Origin of the sequence: Priestia sp. SIMBA_032, from assembly GCF_046535215.1 — a bacterium.
Taxonomy (GTDB): domain Bacteria; phylum Bacillota; class Bacilli; order Bacillales; family Bacillaceae_H; genus Priestia; species Priestia aryabhattai.
The window spans coordinates 1-242 of sequence record NZ_JAWRXD010001427.1; the positions used below are offsets into that span (position 1 = coordinate 1).

The 242-nt window shown below is 75.2% G+C and carries 1 protein-coding gene; it reads right to left on the minus strand.

Annotation, left to right across the window (positions count from 1 at the left end; translation table 11 throughout):
* The coding region (locus SB717_RS39015; protein ID WP_410908635.1) for a beta-propeller fold lactonase family protein at positions 1-242 on the minus strand (242 nt) is incomplete at both ends.

The following is a 242-nucleotide window of genomic DNA, read 5'->3' on the forward strand; positions in this document are numbered from 1 at the left end:
CGGAAGTGCGGACTGCCGCGAGGGCGGCGGTCCGGCGCCCAGCGTCGTCCGGCTCGGAATCGACGACCGCCGCGAGCGCGACGAGCAGCTCCGACAGTCTCCGCCGGAGCACGTCGATGCTGGAGTCGAGCTCGTTGACGAGGACCGCGTGCGCGCCGTCGGGGTGGAACGCCAGGTGGCGCGGGCCGGCCGAGCCGAGGACGACCGTCGCCTCCGGCCGCAGTGTCAGCCCACCCTCCTCG